Raw genomic sequence first — 16,369 nt, 5'->3', positions numbered from 1 at the left:
CGGGCGGGAACAATCGCCCCCATGACGATGACCACCGCCGAGGCCGACGAGATCCTCTCCGCACGTTTCGCCCCGTGGGTCCGCGAACTCGGGCTGGCCGTCGAGGCGGTGGGCGAGGACCGGGCCGTGCTGCGGCTGCCCTGGTCGGACCGGCGGGCCCGGGAGGGCGGCGGGCTGTCGGGGCAGGCTCTGATGGCCGCGGCCGACACGGCGACCGTCATCGCGGTCTCGGCCGCCCGGGGCGGGTTCGTGCCGATGACGACCGTGCAGCAGTCGACGTCGTTCCAGCGGGCGGTGACCGGCGCGGACGTCCTGATCGAGGCGGTCCTGACGAAGCTCGGCCGCCGGACGGCCTTCGCGGACGTGACGCTGACCGACGCCGCCTCGGGCAGCCTCGCGGCCCGCGCGAGCACGGTCTACGCGCTTCTGGGCTGACGTCCCCGGTCACCGGCCGACAACCCCTGATCGGCTACTGTCAGCTACCGATCGGTAACGATCAGCTGACAGCGTGAACCGGAATCCCCCCTTCAGGGAATCTGCACATCCATTACCCAGGCACCTCACCGGCCCCCGAGCTTCTGCACAACCGCAGACCCCGCGGCACGCCTTTGGCGAGGAGTGCCGGATTCGCGTTCCGGCCCGCAAGGAGCCCGTCGCGACGATGCCGTGTGCCATGTGAAGGAGTCGCCGACATGACGTGCGCACGCCTGCACGGATGAACCCCGTCGGGCGCCAAATTCCCAGGTGAGAGCCCTGGTTGATTGGAAGCGCGCCCCGCGTGCGTGCTTTGATCCATCGCACCGCAGAGGTCCGGCGGGCCCCCGGAACAGGGGGTCCGGCGCCCGCGGTCGCGGCCGTCCGTCTGTCCCCAGAGGGGGCCGCTCCCCCCTTGTGAAGTCATCCATACGAAGGGAAGTTCCATCATGAACTCCACCCCCCAGGTCGAGACCGTCGAGATCTCGGACGCCGAGCTGGACAACGTCTCCGGCGGTCTGTCCGTGAACACCCTCAACAGCACCCTGGGCACCGTGAACGAGATCGCCCCCGGCGTGACCGGTCTGGTCAACACGGTCGTCGGCACCGTCGAGGGTGTCACCGGCCTGAACACCGCCCCGATCAACGGCCTGGTCGCCGGTCTCTGATCGCACCCCCGGTGTCACCCGAAGTCCCGGAGCCGTCCCTCGGCTCCGGGACTCTCGGACGTTGGGCACCGAACGCGTCACCCATGCGTCTTACCCACAGGTGAGGGAAGTTCCGTGCAGTTCCGCCAACAGGCCCTCGCCAAGCTCCAGTCGCCGGAGGAGCTGGACCTTCCGGTGCGGCTGGCCCGTCCGCAGGGCTGGCTGGCGCTCGGCGTCACCGTCGTCGTCATGGCCGCGGCCACCGTGTGGGCGGTGACCGGCTCGGTCGCCTCCACGGTGAGCGCGCCCGCCATCCTCACCCACGGACAGGGCAGTTATCTGCTCCAGAGCCCGGTGGCCGGGCAGGTGACGGCCGTCCTCGCCCGGCAGGGCGAACGGCTCCCCGCGAACGCGCCCGTGCTCAAGGTCCGTACGGAACAAGGCGAGACGGTGGTGCGGACGGTCGCCGCCGGCCGTGTCACCACGCTCGCCGCGTCCATCGGGCAGATCATCCAGACCGGCACCGACGTCGCCGCCGTCGAGAAGGTCGCCCACGCCTCCGACCCGCTGTACGCGACCGTGTACGTGCCCGCCGAGAACGCCGCCGCCATCCCGGCGCACGCCTCCGTCGACCTGACCGTCTCCTCGGTCCCGGCACAGCGGTACGGCGTGCTGCGCGGCACGGTGAAGTCGGTGGACCGCACCGCGCAGTCCGCCCAGACGATCGCCGCGTTCCTCGGCGACAGCCAGCTCGGCGAGCAGTTCACCCGCAAGGGCCCCCCGGTCGCCGTCCTGGTGGAACTCGCCGACTCGCCCGCCACCAAGAGCGGTTACCGCTGGTCCAACGCCGGCGGGCCGCCGTTCCGGCTGGAGTCCATGACCCTCGCCACCGGCTCCGTCCACCTCGCCGACCAGCATCCCGTCGATTGGCTGCTCCCGTGACCACCGCCCAGGAAACCCGCGGCCGCAGACGGGCGGCCCCCGCCAAGCGTCCGGCCCCCAAGTCCCGTACCGGCAAGGTCCGTACGCCCACCGTGTTGCAGATGGAGGCCGTCGAGTGCGGCGCCGCCTCCCTCGCGATGGTCCTCGCCCACTACGGCCGGCACGTCCCGCTGGAGGAGCTGCGCATCGCCTGCGGTGTCTCCCGCGACGGCTCCCGCGCCTCCAACCTGCTGAAGGCGGCCCGCGGTTACGGCCTGACCGCCAAGGGCATGCAGATGGACCTGGCCGCCCTCGCCGAGGTGCGGGCCCCGGCCATCCTCTTCTGGGAGTTCAACCACTACGTCGTCTACGACGGCATGGGCCGCCGCCTCGGCCGGCGCGGGGTGTACGTCAACGACCCCGCCAAGGGCCGCCGTTTCGTGCCCATGGAGGAGTTCGACGGCAGTTTCACCGGGGTCGTGCTGGTGCTGGAGCCCGGCGAGGGCTTCACCCGGGGCGGGCGCCGCTCCGGGGTGCTCGGCGCGATGCCGGCCCGGCTGCGCGGCACCGCCGGCACCCTCCCGGCGGCGGTGCTGGCCAGCCTGCTGCTGGTCGCGGTCGGCGCGGCCGTGCCCGCGCTCAGCCGCACCTACATCGACACGTTCCTCATCGGCGGGCAGACCTCCCTGCTGGGGGTGCTGTTCACCTCCATGGCCGCCTGTGTGCTGCTCACGCTGGTGCTGACCTGGCTCCAGCAGGCCAACCTGCTGCACGGCCGGATCATCTCCTCCACCCTCTCCAGCGCCCGGTTCCTGCGCCATCTGCTGCGGCTGCCGGTGACGTTCTTCGCCCAGCGCTCCCCCGCCGACCTGGTGCAGCGGCTGCAGTCCAACGACCAGGTCGCCGAGACCCTGGCCCGCGACCTCGCGGCGGCCGGCGTGGACGCGATCGTGGTCGTGCTGTACGCGGTCCTGCTGTACACCTACGACCCGCAGCTGACGTTCGTCGGCATCGCCGTGGCGCTGCTGAACGTGGTGGCCATGCGGCTCGTCGTACGGCTGCGCGCCACCCGCACGGCGAAGCTGCGCGCGGACACCGCACGGCTCACCAACACCTCGTACACCGGCCTTCAGCTGATCGAGACGCTGAAGGCGACCGGCGGCGAGGACGGCTACTTCCGCAAGTGGGCCGGGCAGCACGCCACCACGCTGGAGGAGCAGCAGCGGCTCGGTGTGCCGAGCGCCTGGCTGGGCGTGGTCGCGCCGACGCTCGCCACCTTCAACAGCGCGCTCATCCTCTGGATCGGCGGGCTGCGCGCGGTGGAGGGGCACATCTCGGTCGGGCTGCTGGTCGCCTTCCAGGCGCTGGTCGCCCGCTTCACCGCGCCGCTGACCCGGCTCAACGGCGTGGCGGGCCGCATCCAGGACTTCGCGGCCGACGTCGCCCGGCTGAAGGACGTGGAGAACTTCCGGACCGACCCGCTCTACGCCCGCCCGGGCGGCGACTCGGCCCGGCGGCTGCACGGCCATGTGGAGCTGGAGAACATCACCTTCGGCTACAGCCCGCTGGACCAGCCGCTGCTGACCGGCTTCGACCTGACCGTCGGCCCCGGGCAGCAGGTCGCGCTGGTCGGCGGTTCGGGCAGCGGCAAGTCCACGGTCTCCCGGCTGATCTCGGGCCTGTACACACCCTGGGACGGGGTGATCCGCATCGACGGCCGCCGGCTGGAGGACATCCCGCGCGGCGCGCTCGCCGCCTCCGTCTCCTTCGTGGACCAGGACGTCTTCCTGTTCGAGGGCTCGGTCCGCGACAACGTGGCCCTGTGGGACCCGTCCATCCCCGACGAGGCGGTGGTGGAGGCGCTGAAGGACGCGGCGCTGTACGACGTGGTGATGCGCCGGCCCGGCGGCATCCACAGCCGGGTCGAGCAGGACGGCCGCAACTTCTCCGGCGGGCAGCGCCAGCGCCTGGAGATCGCGCGGGCGCTGGTGCGCCGGCCGAGCATCCTGGTGCTGGACGAGGTGACCAGCGCGCTGGACGCGGAGACCGAGCTGGTGGTGATGGACAACCTGCGCCGGCGCGGCTGTGCCTGTGTGGTGATCGCGCACCGGCTGAGCACGGTCCGCGACAGCGACGAGATCGTCGTCCTGGAGCACGGCACGGTCGTGGAACGCGGGCGGCACGAGGAGCTGGTGGCGCGCGGCGGCGCGTACGCGGCGCTGGTCAGGGAGCGGTGAGATGACATCCGTGCAGGAAGGCGACCTCGTCCTCGGGGCGCTGGGCTCGCTGGGCACCCGGCTGGACTGCGCCGGCCTCGGCCGCCTGGACCTGGAGGGTCCGCAGGTGCTGTGGCTGGTCGCGGCCGGCGCGCTGGACCTGTTCGCGGTGGACGCCGCCGAGCAGGGCCACTGGCACCACCTGGGCCGGCTGGAGGCGGGCACACTGCTGCTCGGCCCGGTCACCGGCCCCCGGCACACCCTGGTGGCCCGCCCGGTCCGGGACTGTGTGGTGCACCGCGTCGGGCTGCGCGAGCTGTACCAGCCGGCCGGCACCCAGACCTGGTCCTACGACGAGTACGGCACCCCGCAGTACGTGCCGCCCGCCTCCAGCCCGCTGGAGTACGCGGTGGCGCTCGGCGTCGGCCGGGGTCTGTCCGTCCTCTTCCAGGCGCCGCTGGCGGACGAGCGCGCCGCCGCGCCCGCCGACGACGACGTGTTCTGGATGCAGGTGCCGCCGGGCAGTGTGCAGTACGGCTCGCTGTACGGCGCCGAGGCCGCGGCCGATCTGCTGATGGACCCGGCGCTGTGGCAGAGCATGGTGGACCAGCAGTACCGGCTGCTGACCGCGCTGGACCGGTGGATCGAGCAGCTGGAGCAGGCTCACGAGACGCGTACGGCCGCCGGGATCAGGGCCGGTGAGGCGGTGCGCGCGCAGGCCGACCGGACGCTGCTGGCCGCGATCGGCAAGCGCTCGGCCCGCCACCCGACGGCCGCCGACGCGGACGCCACCTACGCGGCCTGCAAGCTGGTCGCCGGGGCGGCCGGGATCGCGCTCGCCGAGCCCGCGCAGAGCGGCACCGCGAACGAGCGGCTGGATCCGGTGGAGCGGATCGCGCTGGCCTCCCGGGTGCGCACCCGCACGGTGCGCCTGGAGGGGCGTTGGTGGCGGGAGAACGCGGGCCCGCTGGTCGGCCACCGGGCGCTGTCCGGGGCCCCGGTGGCGCTGCTGTGGCGGCGCGGCGGCTATGTCGCCGTGCATCCGGGCACCGGCCGCGAGACACCGGTCGGGAAGGACAACGCCGGGGAGTTCGAGCCGCGCGCGGTGATGTTCTACCGGCCGCTGCCCGACAAGCCGCTCTCCCCGCTCGGGCTGCTGCGGTTCAGCCTCCGCGGGACCCGCGGCGACCTGCTGAACCTGCTGCTCGCGGGCCTGGTGACGGTGGCCATCGGCGCGCTGGTGCCGATCGCGACCGGCAAGGTGCTCGGCGAGTACGTGCCGAGGGCCGAGGAGGGCCTGATCGTCCGGGTGTGCCTGGCGGTGATGGTGAGCGGGGTGGTCGCGGCGGCGTTCACGCTGCTGGAGAATTTGTCCATCCTGCGCCTGGAGGGCCGTATCGAGGCGGCGCTGCAACCGGCCGTGTGGGACAGGCTGCTGCGGCTGCCCACCCGGTTCTTCACCCGGCGTTCGACCGGCGAGCTGGCCAGTGCGGCGATGGGCATCAGCGCGATCCGCCGGCTGCTGGCGGGCGTCGGACCGGTCGTCGCCCAGTCGGTGACGGTCGGCGCGATGAACCTGGGGCTGCTGCTGTGGTACAGCGTGCCGATGGCGCTCGCGGCGGTCGGGATGCTGCTCGTCGTCGCGGTGGTGTTCGCGGGGCTCGGGCTGTGGCAGGTGCGCTGGCAGCGACGCCTGGTGGTGCTCGGCAACAAGCTCAACAACCAGGCGTTCCAGACCCTGCGCGGGCTGCCCAAGCTGCGGGTGGCGGCGGCCGAGAACTACGCCTACGCGGCCTGGGCCCGCGAGTTCGCGCGCGGCCGGGAACTCCAGCAGAAGGTGGGCCGGATCAAGAACCTGACCACGGTCCTGGGCGCGGTCTACCTCCCCGTCTGCACCCTGCTGATGTTCATGCTGCTGGCGGGCCCGGCCGAGGGCGCGATGTCGGCGGCGGACTTCCTGACCTTCAACACGTCGGTGACCATGCTGCTGACCTCGGTCACCCAGCTGACCGGCGCGTTCGTGTCGTCGGTGGCGGCGCTGCCGCTGTTCGAGGAGATCAAGCCGGTGCTGGAGGCCCGGCCCGAGGTCCGGGCGGCGAGCACCCGTCCGGGTCCGCTGTCGGGCGCGCTGGAGGCCCGCCGGCTGTCCTTCCGGTACGCCGACGACGGTCCGCTGGTCCTGGACGACGTGTCCTTCGCCGTACGGCCGGGCGAGTTCGTCGCGGTCGTCGGCCCGAGCGGCTGCGGCAAGTCCACGCTGCTGCGCCTGCTCATCGGCTTCGACCGGCCGGTCTCCGGCAGCGTCCTGTACGACGGGCAGGACCTGGCGGCGCTGGACCAGTCGGCGGTGCGCCGCCAGTGCGGGGTCGTCCTCCAGCACGCGCAGCCGTTCTCCGGCTCGATCATGGACGTCATCTGCGGCGCGGAGCCGTACACGCCGGAGGAGGTGATGGCGGCGGCCGAGCTGGCGGGCCTCGCGGAGGACATCCAGCGGATGCCGATGGGGCTGCACACCATCGTCGCGTCGGGCGGCGCGATCTCCGGCGGGCAGCGGCAGCGGCTGATGATCGCCCAGGCGCTGATCCGGCGTCCGCGGATCCTGTTCCTCGACGAGGCGACCAGCGCCCTGGACAACGACACCCAGCGCGTCGTCATCGACAGCACCCGCAAGCTCAACGCCACCCGGATCGTGATCGCCCACCGGCTGTCGACCGTCCTGGACGCCGACCGGGTGATCGTGATGGAGGAGGGCAGGATCGTCCAGCAGGGCCCCCCGTCCGAACTCCTCGCGGACGCCGGCGGCCGCCTGCACGAACTGGTCCGCCGGCAGCTCGCCTGAGACTCGGCCGACGCGGTCCGGAAGTGGTGCGATCGAAGATCCGACCGGATCCGGGTCAGGACTCCTCCCGCTCCTCGGTCCCGTCCGTCCACTCCGGCTCGTGGTGGGAGGGCATCCAGTGGTGTTCGGTGAACCAGCGGCCGAACAGGGCGCCGCCGTAGATGACGAAACCGACGCCGATCAGCCAGGACTCCACGACGAGGACGGTGCCGACGGCGCCGTAGCTGAGGGCGTTGGTGACGATGAGCGGGGTGAACACCAGGTAGGAGAAGGCGCGCAGGCCGATCAGGCCGATGACGGTGGCCACCGCGCCCGGCAGCAGCGCCCGCCAGCGGATCTGGCCGCCCAGCAGGAAGCGCTGTCCCCACCAGAAGAACAGCGCGCCGCTCACCGTGGACAGGGTGATCCGCTGCCCGCCGTGCAGCGTCGTCTTCGTCGCCGCCTCCTGGTAGAGGTACGCGGTCAGCACCACCAGCCAGGTCGCCTGCCGCCACACCCGGTGCCAGGGGCCGGACGCCAGGCCCCAGATCCTCTCGTAGGCGTTCTGCACGCTGCCGCCGAAGGCCACGCCGAAGACGGCGAGCAGGACCGCGCTGAGGGCGCTGGTGGTGCCGATGACCTTGCGGGGCGGGCTGATGACGTCGGTGACCGCGTGCGCGGACCGGCCGGACAGGCCCATGCCGTCGGTCAGCCAGGAGGCGAAGCCGCCGCGCACCAGGGGGGCGGCCGCGGCGACCACGATCAGCAGCGGCGCCAGCGTCACCAGGGCCAGGGTGGCGAACCCCATGGCCCGGTGCATCAGCTCCAGCTCCCGCCCGTGCTCGAACAGGGCCCGGACCCGCAGCCACTGCCACGCGCGGTGCAGGCCGCGCCGCAACCGCCTCACGGCTCCTCCCGTGCTCGCCGCCGACCCGCCGTCCTGCCGATGTCTCCAGCCTGGCACGTGCCGGGCGGCTCGCAGCCGCAGCGCGGGCACCGGCACGGCGGGGCGGTGCGCACGGGTGACCCGGCCCACCGGCGGGCGGTTTGGGCGCCGCCCCGGCGGAGAGACGTCCACCCGTGCGGAGCACCCACCACGAGGCGCCGGACGGCCGGCGGCGGACCCTGATCCTCAGCGCGAGCATGGGGGCCGGTCACGACACCGTGGCCGCCGAACTCGTGCGCCGGGCGGAGGTCCGCGGCGAGCGGGCCGAGGTGGTGGACGTGCTGCGGCTGCTGCCGTACGGCCTGGGCAGCGGGCTGCGCCGCGGCTACCAGGCGTCGGTACGCCACCTGCCCTGGGTGTACGCCGGGATCTACGGCGCGTTCCTGCGCGAGGGGCCCGGCCCGCGGCCCGGCGGGGTGCCGCTGGCCCGGCTCGCCGGGGACCGGCTGACGGACCTGGTGGACCGGCTGCGCCCCGACGTGGTGGTGTCCGTCTTCCATCTGGCCGCGCAGCTCACCGGGCATCTGCGGGCCCGGGGGACGCTGCGGGTGCCCAGCGCCGTGTTCCTGCTGGACTTCGCGGTGCACCGGCAGTGGCTGCACCCGGGCAACGACCGGTATCTGTGCCTGACGGACACGGCCGCGGCGCGGGTGCGCCGGGCGCTTCACACGTCCGTGGTCACCACCGGGCCGGTGGTCGCCCCCGCCTTCCGCGGGCCGGCCCCCGGGGCGGCCCGGTGGCGGGAGCGGTTCGCCGCGCGGGCGCCCGGCCGGCCCCCGGTCCTGCTGTCCGCCGGCGCCTGGGGCGCGGCGTCGCGGCCGGCCGCCACCGCCCGGCTGCTGGCGGAGGCCGGCCGGCTGCCGGTGGTGCTGTGCGGCCGCAACGAGCGGCTGTACGCCCGGATGTCCCGGGAGCCGGCCGCGCTGGCCCTGGGCTGGGTCGACGACATGCCGGGGCTGCTGGCGGCGGGTCACGCCCTGGTGGACAACGCGGCCGGCCAGACGGCCGTACAGGCGCTCGCGGCGGGCCTGCCGGTGGTCGCCCACCGCCCGCTGCCCGGCCACGGCGCGGAGGGCGTCCGCCGGATGGCCGACCTCGGCCTGTGCGCCCTCGCCCCCGACGGCCCCGCGCTCCTGAGGGCCCTGGACGGCCTCGGGGAGGGCACCCCGGAACGCGCCGCCCGGGTGGCCCGGGGGCGCGCACTGTTCCGGGGGGACGCGCTGGAGAGCCTGGGGGAGCTGTGAGGCGCAGGGTGCCGCGCACACCCGCGGCACCCTGCCGGGCGGCCGGGCACCCGCCATGTCTCCCGCACACTCACCGCAACCGCACCACGGCACGCGCACGGTCACTCCCGGAGCGCGCCCTCCGGCACGGCCGGCCGGGGTGCGGCCGGGGCCGGGGCCGTGCCGTGTTCGTGGAGGGGGCCCACCGTCAGGCCGGCCTCCCGGCAGTCCCGCACGATGACCGGGAGGGCGGCGAGCGTGGCGTGCCAGCAGCCGGGGGCCGAGTACCGGTCGGCGTCGTGCAGCAGCACGGTGCCGCCGCCGCGCAGGTCCGCGGCGACCCGGGCCCGGACGGACCCCGGTGTGGCGTCGGCCGTCCAGTCCCTGCCCCACGCCGACCACAGCACCGTGCGCAGCCCGGCCCGCCGGGCGGCCCGCCAGCGGCCGGTGGTGAGGATGCCGTACGGCGGGCGGTACCAGCGCGGGCGCCGCCCGGTGAGGTCGTGGACGACGCGCACGGCCCGGGCCACCTCCTCGGCGTCGCGGGCGAAGGAGGGCCGCCAGGGCCGGTCGTGGCGCCAGCCGTGCACCCCCAGCTCGTGCCCGCGCCGCACGGTCTCGCGGACCAGTCCGGGATGGCGCGCCGCGTGCTCGCCGACCACGAAGAAGGTGGCCCGCGCCTCGAGGCGGTCCAGGGCGTCGAGGAAACGCGGGGTCGACTCCGGATCGGGTCCGTCGTCGAAGGTGAGCGCGATGTGCCGGACGTGGCCGGTGCCGGCGAGACCGGGGAAAAGCAGCGGCCGCAGCCCGGGCAGCCAGCTCGCCGCCGGGACGATGTGGGCCGCGGCGGCGCCGGCCGGCAGCAGGGCGGCGGCCGTCCGCCAGGAGCGTCCGGACACGGGGAACATCGGTGGACCTACCTCCTCGGTGTGCGGGGAAGAGCGGTGGTGGGGCCGGGGCGCGCCGCCGCGTCGCCGGTGTCCCACGCCCCGCCGACGGACGGGGCGCGGGCGAGGCCGATGCTGCCCGCGCCGATCAGGGCGACGCCGGCCGCCTCCGGCAGCATGCGCAGGCCCAGCTGGATCGTCTCGGCGAACAGCACCCAGCCGAGGATGACGCTGCCGAGCGCGTCCCCGAGGGTGAGGGCGGGCTGGGAGGCCGTCAGGGGCCCGGCGCCGAGCGCGCCCTGGAGGAGCACGAAGGCGACCAGTCCGGCGGCCCCCGTCGCGTACGGCGACCAGTGCCCGAACATCGCCGCGGGCCCGTCCGCCAGCCTGCCCACGGCCTCCTTCATCAGCGCGGCCGTGGTGGCGAAGCACAGCGCCGAGGCCAGGCCGAGCAGCATGGCCCGGCAGGCGCCCCGGACCGGGCGGGCGGCCAGCCACAGCAGGGCGACGGCGGCGAGCACTCCGCCGCCGCCCAGCAGCCAGGCCCCGGGCCGCGCGGTCTCCCGCCCGGCGGTCGGCGCGGCGGCCAGCAGGAACAGGGCCAGCCCGCCGGCCAGGGCGATGAACGCCAGCCAGGTCCGGGTGTCGGGGCGGCGCCGGAAGACGACGCTGCCGACGGCCAGGGTGAACAGCAGCTCGGCGGCGAGCAGGGGCTGGACCAGGGACAGGCTGCCGGTGGCCAGTGCCCCGGCCTGCAGCAGGCCGGACAGCAGCAGCATGCCGGCCCCGGCCAGCCAGCTGCGGCGCCGCAGCAGTTGGGGGATCCGGCGCAGGATGGAGGGCCCCGGCTCGCCGCCCTGGTCCGTCTCCTGTACGGCGGCCCGGCGCTGGAGCACCGAGGCGGACGCGTTGGCCAGGGCCGCGAGCAGGGCGAGCAGCACCGTGACCGCGGTCATGGCCGCTCACCCGAAGCGGGCGGCGAGCCGCCGGTAGAGTCCGGGCGCGGCACCGCGCACCAGGACGGGCAGCCGTAGCCAGCCGGGGACGTACACCTCGTCCCTGCCGTGCCGTACGGCGGCGCAGACCGCGTCCGCGACCCGTTCGGCGGGCACCGGCCGGGGCCAGGACCGGGTGTAGGGGTTGCCCCGCCGGTCGAAGAAGGGGGTATCGACCACGCCGGGGACGACATGGCTGACGCCGACCCCGGTGCCGCGCAGTTCGTAGCGCAGGGAGTCGGCGAAGGTGCCGAGGGCGGCCTTGGCCGCGGAGTAGACGGCCTCCCCGCGTACGCCCACGCTGCCGGCCAGGGACCCGATGAGCACGACGCGGCCCGAACCGGCGGCGACCATGGGGGGAAGCAGGGCGCGCACCAGGCGGACGGTGGCCAGCAGGTCGACGCCCACGACCTCGTCGATGCGTGCGGCGGGCATTCCGGTGAAGTCTCCGGCCCAGCCGACACCGGCGCCCGCCACCAGCAGGTCGAGCCGTCCGAGGTGGTCCAGGGCGAGGTCGGCGAGTCTGCGGTCGGCGCCGGGCCGGGAGAGGTCCCCGGGCAGCGCGACCGCGCCGGACTGGGCGGCCACCTGCTCCAGTCGGGTGATGTCGCGGCCGTTCAGTGCCAGCCGCCAGCCGCCCTGGGCGGCCAGCCGGCGGGCCACGGCCGCGCCGATGCCCGAGGAGGCGCCCGTCACCAGGGCGGCACCGCCCCGGCCGGGCCGGCCGCCGGGCGGCGGGGCCGCACGCTGCTCGTGGGCCGGGGCCGGGGCCGGCCGGGTGCCGTTCGACGGTCCTGCGGGAGACGGGGCATGGGACATGTGACGACCTCACTGCGACGGCGTAGGGGCTCGCGAACCGTGGGGGCCGAACCCTCGGGGTGTATCCAGGGCGCCACACCCTGAAACACCGCGCACGGCGAGCACCGTCCCGGCCGCCCGGGCGGAGGCTCCCCGGACCCGGAGCCGGCCGTCGCACGCGGCTGCCGGACGCTTGGGACGGCGCCGCCGGGTAACTCGCAGGGGAGATCACCCACATCGGCGGAAAGGAGAGGTCATGCCGGGCGGGAACGGCCACGACGACCATGAAGACCGGCAGGAGTCGGCCCTGGAGGAGGTGCTCCGGGAGGTCGAGCAGGCCGAGAAGCGCGACGAGGACAAGGCCTCGGGCCAGGCCGGGGACGCCATCACCCCGAACACCGGGGCCCAGGAGCAGGCGGACGGGGAGTGAGCCGGCCGGGCGGGGCGCCGCGGGGGTGCTCACGGGCGGACCGGGCGCGCGGCGCGCGGTGAGCCGCCCGGCCGGGGCACGGACCACACCGTGGGCCGACGGGCCGGGCCGTTGACCGGCATGCCGGTGACCGGCCGGGCCGTTGGCCGGCATGCCGGTGACGAGCCATGCCGCCGGCCGGCGAACCACGTCACGAGCCGTGCCGTGCCGCCGGCCGGCGGACCGGATGCCGGGCCGTGTCGTTGATCGACGGCGGGCCGGGTACCCGGGCTCCATGAATCACCACCCGCGAGAACCCCGGCTCCCCCGCCCCCGAGGCCCCCTGTCCGCCGCGCTGACCGCGAACCTGCGCGGCGCGGGCCCGCTCCCCCGCCCCGCCGACGCCGGGGCCGCGGACCCGTACGGTGACGACCTCCAGCTCGCCCTGTACGTGTGCTACGAGCTGCACTACCGCGGTTTCGCCGGGGTGCCCGCGGAGCGCGAGTGGGACCCGGAGCTGCTGCGGGTGCGGGCCGCGCTGGAGGGCCGTTTCCTGGACGCGCTGCGCGCCGACACCCCGGTCCACGACAGCCTGGACGACGCGCTCGGCGCCCTGCTGGTCGAACCGGCCGAGGGGACGGGGGTCGCCGGTTTCCTGCACAAGGAGGGCGAGCTGTGGCAGCTGCGCGAGTACGCGGCGCTGCGCTCGCTGTACCACCTGAAGGAGGCCGACCCGCACGCCTGGGTGCTGCCGCGGCTGTGGGGCCGGGCGAAGGCGGCGATGGCCGCGGTGGAGTACGACGAGTTCGGCGGCGGCCGGGCCGACCGGGTGCACGCGCGGCTGTTCGCCGACCTGATGACGGACCTGGGCCTGGACACCGCCTACGGCCGCCATCTGGACGCGGCCCCGGCCGAGATGCTGGCCCTGGTCAATCTGATGTCCCTGTTCGGCCTGCACCGGGGGCTGCGCGGCGCGCTGGTGGGCCACTTCGCCGAGGTGGAGATCACCTCCTCGCCCGCCTCCCGCCGGCTCGCCGAGGCGATGCGCCGCACCGGGGCCGGCCCGGCCGCGGAGTTCTTCTACGACGAACACGTGGAGGCCGACGCGGTGCACGAGCAGGTGGTCCGGCACGAGGTGATCGGCGGGCTGCTCGCCGAGGAGCCGGAGCTGGCGCCGGACATCGCCTTCGGGATCGACGCGACCGAGTATCTCGAGGTCCGGCTGGCCCGGCGGCTGCTGACCGACTGGCGGGCGGGCCGGTCGTGCCTGCGGATCCCTCTGGGACCGACGGGACAGCGGGAGCCGGAGCGACGGTTTTCCCATACATCCTGAGATGAGGGGCATTCGGGTTACGTGAACCTTTTGCTGCTTCCGGGCGTGTACGCCCCCCAGGACGACACGGAGATGCTGGCGGAGGTCCTGCGCGAGGAGGCCCCGCCGCCGGGTGCGCGTGTGCTGGACGTGGGCACCGGGAGCGGGGCCCTGGCGCTGGCGGCGGCCCGGCAGGGCGCCGAGGTGACCGCGGTGGACGTGTCCCGGCAGGCGGTGTGGACGGCCCGGCTGAACGCCTGGCTGAGCCGGCTGCCGGTGCGCATCCGCCGCGGCAACCTCTTCGCCCCGGTCCGGGGCCGCGCCTACGACATGATCCTGGCGAACCCGCCCTATGTGCCGGCACCGGAGGACGGGCGCGGGCCGCGCGGCCGGGCCCGGGCCTGGGACGCGGGGGGCGACGGGCGGCTCCTGCTGGACCGGATCTGCCGCGACGCCCCGGCGCTGCTGCGCCCCGGCGGGCTGCTGCTGCTCGTGCACTCGGCGCTGAGCGGCCCCGACCGCACCCTGGAACTGCTGCGGGAGGCGGGCCTTAAGGCCGAGGTGGTCCGGCGCCGCCGGGTGCCCTTCGGCCCGGTGCTGCGCTCCCGGGAGGACTGGCTGCGCCGGCGCGGGCTGCTCGGGCCGGCCGACGACAAGGAAGAGCTGGTGGTCATCCGTGCCGAACGACCCTGCTGACAGCGCGCCGCGCGAACCCGGCGCCTCCGCCGCGCCCGCCCGGCGGGTCACCGTGCAACGGCGCGGGCCCCTCCTGATGGAAGGGCCCGTGGAAGTCGCACTGGAGGACGGGACCACGGTCCGCTCGGACCGGTTCCGCGTCGCTCTGTGTACCTGTCGGCGCAGTCGCCGCTACCCCTGGTGCGACACGAGTCACCGGCGCAGGGCCGACCCGCCGCGTTGAAACCGTACGTTTTTCGCCGCTCCCCGGACGGCCCCCCACGGACCGGCCGGGGAGCGGCTGTGTTGCCCGGAGCCGGCGGGCGGCCCCACTCCGCCCGCCTGCCCCGGTTACGAGATCGCAGGTTCCCCGCCCCAGGGGCCGCACTCCCCAGTTGCGGGCCTGATCCGGCGTTCACGGGGTCCCGTGCGATCCCGGTCCTAGAACGCGAAGAGGCTGCCGCCCACGGCATCCCTCATGCACGCGTTGTCGAACGTGCGCTCGTAGGAGAGGCGCTGGCCCTGCCAGACACCCTGGAGCGTGACCACGACCGGGGCGTACTCCTTGGTACACATCACGCCGTCGGCGGGCTTGAGGGCGTCGAGGTCGCCGTCGAGGCCGCGCAGTTCGGCGCAGGCCTCGGCCGGGGCCGGATGGGTGCCGGAGGCCGTGGGCGCGCAGCTCAGGGTGACGGCGCGCTCCGGAGTGGCCGTGGCCGCGTCGTTGCCGTGGCCGGTGGTGAGCACCAGGGCCGAGGGGGCGTAGAGCGACGACGGGGCGGCGCCCGGTGCAGCGACGGCGGCCCCGGTCAGGGGTCCGCAAACGGCGGCGGCGGTGAGGCCGAGGGCCGCTGCCCAGCGCGCGGTGTTCCGCATTGTGTGCATCCTTCCGCTCGAACAGTCGGGTTGCCGGCTCCAGCCCGGTCGGGTGCCGGAGCGGCGTGCGCCACTCTGCCGAGTCCACCGCCGAAACTCACATCGAACCCATGGGTTTCAGTAACCTTTCGTGTTGAATCAGTGGCGTGAAGTCACGGAATTCGAACGCCGGGACCCCGTAACAGAGCGGTTCCCCCGTTCCGGGACGGGCCGGATGGCCGAAAAACAGCGCGTCGTTAATCGTCCTGAAACATTCCGGCTTCGCCCGCCCCGAGCCCCTTCATGACTCCCCGTGTTCATGAAGTGATCACCACGTGGACGGTTCCTGTCCGGCCGCGGCGCCGGACCGCGTGGCCCCGTGCGCCCCGTGTGAAACGGGCGCACGCACCGGCCGGCCGCGCACGCTCCCGGAGGGCACGGTCCGGTGGTGGACTGGGGTCCGGTCCTCCCCGAGAGGCCCCGCTCCGGCCGGCGGCTCCGGCGACTTCCTCCACCGGCCGGGGCGGGGTCAGATCTGCCAGGAGCGGAGCCGGTCGGCGGCGCCGTAGACGTCGGTCTTGCCGGAGATGAGGTCCCGCGCGAGGTCGACGAGCGCGCCGTAGGGCGGGTCGATGCCGGCGCCGCTGACGAACATGTAGGCGACGGCGGTGGCGCAGGCGAAGCGGGCGTTGGCCGCGGGTAGCGGCTTGAGCACGGCGAGGGTGTGCAGCAGGGCGGCGGCCCGCCAGGCGGCGTCGGAGTCGACGCCGAGCCGGGGCGGGTCCACCCGGTGCCGGGCGACGGCCGCGACCAGCGCCGAGAAGTCGTCCACGGCGGGCTGGTCGGGCAGGACCTCTTCGTGCCGCTGGAGCAGCCAGGGAACGTCGATGTGGATGACGGAGGGCATCGGTCAGGCGGCCTCGCCCCTGCCGGGGCGCTCGTCGTCGGGGAAGGCCGCCGCGAACTCCTCGGCGTGGCCGGCGAAGAAGCGGCGGAAGGCCTCCGCGCCCTCCTGGAGAGCGCGGTGCCGGGCGATGTCGGCGGCGGCGGCCTCGCGCACCAGCGCCTTCATCGACGTACCGCGCTCCTTGGCGATCTGACGCAGGTCCTCTAGTTCCCGTTCGCTGAACTCCACGTTGAGAGCTGGCATGACCTCACGGTACCGCGCGGGTACTTACGGGTAAATACGCCCA

Annotated in this window: 17 protein-coding genes; 10 read left to right on the top strand and 7 right to left on the bottom strand. The window is 74.6% G+C overall.

What is annotated here, in order from left to right; all coding sequences use genetic code 11:
• The first annotated feature begins 21 nt into the window (after positions 1–21).
• The 5 genes from IE251_RS26510 to IE251_RS26490 all read left to right on the top strand — a co-directional run bounded on the left by IE251_RS26510 (position 22) and on the right by IE251_RS26490 (position 7,097).
• Positions 22–435, top strand: a complete 414-nt coding sequence (locus IE251_RS26510; RefSeq protein ID WP_189755523.1) for a PaaI family thioesterase — start codon at positions 22–24, stop codon at positions 433–435.
• A gap of 488 nt (positions 436–923) precedes the next feature.
• Positions 924–1,142 (top strand): hypothetical protein, encoded by a 219-nt coding sequence (locus IE251_RS26505; protein ID WP_030607508.1) that lies wholly within the window; start codon positions 924–926, stop codon positions 1,140–1,142.
• Between the two features lie 114 nt (positions 1,143–1,256).
• The gene (locus IE251_RS26500) at positions 1,257–2,063 is read left to right on the top strand and encodes an HlyD family efflux transporter periplasmic adaptor subunit (protein WP_189755522.1); all 807 of its coding nucleotides are present in this window, start codon (positions 1,257–1,259) and stop codon (positions 2,061–2,063) included.
• Positions 2,060–4,279, top strand: a complete 2,220-nt coding sequence (locus IE251_RS26495) for an NHLP family bacteriocin export ABC transporter peptidase/permease/ATPase subunit (protein ID WP_189755521.1) — start codon at positions 2,060–2,062, stop codon at positions 4,277–4,279. The genes IE251_RS26500 and IE251_RS26495 overlap by 4 nt, the downstream gene beginning before the upstream one ends.
• A 1-nt stretch (position 4,280) precedes the next feature.
• Positions 4,281–7,097, top strand: a complete 2,817-nt coding sequence (locus tag IE251_RS26490; RefSeq protein WP_189755520.1) for an NHLP bacteriocin export ABC transporter permease/ATPase subunit — start codon at positions 4,281–4,283, stop codon at positions 7,095–7,097.
• A 55-nt stretch (positions 7,098–7,152) separates the two neighbouring features.
• Here IE251_RS26490 and IE251_RS26485 read toward each other — a convergent pair whose 3' ends face one another.
• On the bottom strand, positions 7,153–7,983 hold the full coding sequence (locus IE251_RS26485) for a YhjD/YihY/BrkB family envelope integrity protein (RefSeq protein ID WP_189755519.1): 831 nt from the start codon (positions 7,981–7,983) through the stop codon (positions 7,153–7,155).
• Between the two features lie 236 nt (positions 7,984–8,219).
• Here IE251_RS26485 and IE251_RS26480 point away from each other — a divergent pair, with 236 nt between their 5' ends.
• Entirely contained in the window at positions 8,220–9,266 is a 1,047-nt protein-coding gene (locus IE251_RS26480) for an MGDG synthase family glycosyltransferase (protein WP_189755573.1), read from the top strand.
• Between the two features lie 101 nt (positions 9,267–9,367).
• On the opposite strand, the gene IE251_RS26475 is transcribed toward IE251_RS26480, so the two are convergent.
• Genes IE251_RS26475 through IE251_RS26465 form a run of 3 tightly spaced genes read right to left on the bottom strand, consistent with a single transcriptional unit; the run spans position 9,368 to position 11,946 of the window.
• Positions 9,368–10,153: a polysaccharide deacetylase family protein gene (locus IE251_RS26475; RefSeq protein WP_189755518.1), complete on the bottom strand. Its 786-nt coding sequence runs from the start codon at positions 10,151–10,153 to the stop codon at positions 9,368–9,370.
• An 8-nt stretch (positions 10,154–10,161) separates the two neighbouring features.
• Positions 10,162–11,088, bottom strand: coding sequence for a DMT family transporter (locus IE251_RS26470; protein WP_189755517.1), 927 nt, complete (start codon positions 11,086–11,088; stop codon positions 10,162–10,164).
• A 6-nt stretch (positions 11,089–11,094) separates the two neighbouring features.
• Positions 11,095–11,946, bottom strand: a complete 852-nt coding sequence (locus tag IE251_RS26465; protein ID WP_189755516.1) for an SDR family NAD(P)-dependent oxidoreductase — start codon at positions 11,944–11,946, stop codon at positions 11,095–11,097.
• Between the two features lie 235 nt (positions 11,947–12,181).
• Here IE251_RS26465 and IE251_RS26460 point away from each other — a divergent pair, with 235 nt between their 5' ends.
• The 4 genes from IE251_RS26460 to IE251_RS41230 all read left to right on the top strand — a co-directional run bounded on the left by IE251_RS26460 (position 12,182) and on the right by IE251_RS41230 (position 14,565).
• Entirely contained in the window at positions 12,182–12,355 is a 174-nt protein-coding gene (locus IE251_RS26460; protein WP_167345730.1) for a hypothetical protein, read from the top strand.
• A 274-nt stretch (positions 12,356–12,629) separates the two neighbouring features.
• Positions 12,630–13,667 (top strand): iron-containing redox enzyme family protein, encoded by a 1,038-nt coding sequence (locus IE251_RS26455; protein WP_189755515.1) that lies wholly within the window; start codon positions 12,630–12,632, stop codon positions 13,665–13,667.
• A 21-nt stretch (positions 13,668–13,688) separates the two neighbouring features.
• A complete protein-coding gene (locus IE251_RS26450) occupies positions 13,689–14,342 on the top strand; it encodes a HemK2/MTQ2 family protein methyltransferase (protein WP_268253344.1) in 654 nt (217 codons plus the stop codon).
• Complete coding sequence (locus IE251_RS41230) at positions 14,323–14,565, top strand: CDGSH iron-sulfur domain-containing protein (protein ID WP_200692107.1); 243 nt, start codon at positions 14,323–14,325, stop codon at positions 14,563–14,565. Before IE251_RS26450 ends, IE251_RS41230 begins: the two co-directional genes overlap by 20 nt.
• A 197-nt stretch (positions 14,566–14,762) precedes the next feature.
• Here the strand turns inward: IE251_RS41230 and IE251_RS26440 are convergent, their stop codons facing one another.
• The 3 genes from IE251_RS26440 to IE251_RS26430 all read right to left on the bottom strand — a co-directional run bounded on the left by IE251_RS26440 (position 14,763) and on the right by IE251_RS26430 (position 16,326).
• Positions 14,763–15,197 (bottom strand): protease inhibitor, encoded by a 435-nt coding sequence (locus IE251_RS26440; protein WP_189755514.1) that lies wholly within the window; start codon positions 15,195–15,197, stop codon positions 14,763–14,765.
• A gap of 508 nt (positions 15,198–15,705) precedes the next feature.
• Entirely contained in the window at positions 15,706–16,083 is a 378-nt protein-coding gene (locus IE251_RS26435; protein ID WP_030607468.1) for a hypothetical protein, read from the bottom strand.
• Positions 16,084–16,086: 3 nt separating this feature from the next.
• A complete protein-coding gene (locus IE251_RS26430; RefSeq protein WP_030607465.1) occupies positions 16,087–16,326 on the bottom strand; it encodes a hypothetical protein in 240 nt (79 codons plus the stop codon).
• Positions 16,327–16,369: the final 43 nt, after the last annotated feature.

The organism is Streptomyces eurythermus, assembly GCF_014649115.1.
Taxonomy (GTDB): Bacteria; Actinomycetota; Actinomycetes; order Streptomycetales; family Streptomycetaceae; genus Streptomyces; species Streptomyces eurythermus.
This window is presented reverse-complemented; position numbering and strand designations above follow the sequence as displayed.